At 68.3% G+C, this 539-nt stretch carries 1 protein-coding gene; it reads left to right on the top strand.

Features of this window, described 5'->3' with window-relative positions; translation table 11 throughout:
* The first annotated feature begins 42 nt into the window (after positions 1-42).
* Positions 43-459 carry a phage major tail protein, TP901-1 family gene (locus AX690_RS07250; RefSeq protein WP_066686192.1) on the top strand — a complete coding sequence of 139 codons (417 nt, stop codon included), beginning with the start codon at positions 43-45 and terminating at the stop codon, positions 457-459.
* The last annotated feature ends 80 nt before the right edge of the window (positions 460-539 follow it).

Genomic DNA, 539 nt, shown 5'->3' on the forward strand with positions numbered 1-539 from the left:
CCCCGCAAGGGGGAGGGGAACGCGAACATCTGGAGACTCATCATGGCCGCCCAAGCCGGCAAGGACATGCTGCTGAAGATCAGCGATGGGGCCCAGACCCCGACCTTCCACACCGTGGCGGGCCTGCGGGCTCGCACCCTCAGCCTGAACGCTAAGACCATCGACGCCACCGACAGCGACAGCGCCGGCCGCTGGCGCGAGCTGCTGGCGGGGGCGGGCGTCAAGTCCGTGGCCGTGTCGGGTTCGGGGATCTTCCGCGACGCCGCCTCCGACGCCCAGGTGCGCCAGAGCTTCTTCGACCAGTCGGCGCGGACCTGGCGTCTGGTGATCCCGGACTTCGGCCAACTGGAAGGCCCGTTCCTGGTCGCGGCGCTGGAATACGCCGGCGAGTACGACGGCGAGGCGTCGTTCGCGATCAGCCTGGCCAGCGCCGGGGCGGTGACGTTCACGGCGATCTAGGATCGGCGACCGTCAAAGCAAAAATCTCGTGTCATCCCGGAAGCCTCGCAGAGGCTATCCGGGACCCAGGGGTTGCAAGA

This window comes from Caulobacter sp. CCH9-E1 (assembly GCF_001556515.1).
Classification (GTDB): domain Bacteria; phylum Pseudomonadota; class Alphaproteobacteria; order Caulobacterales; family Caulobacteraceae; genus Caulobacter.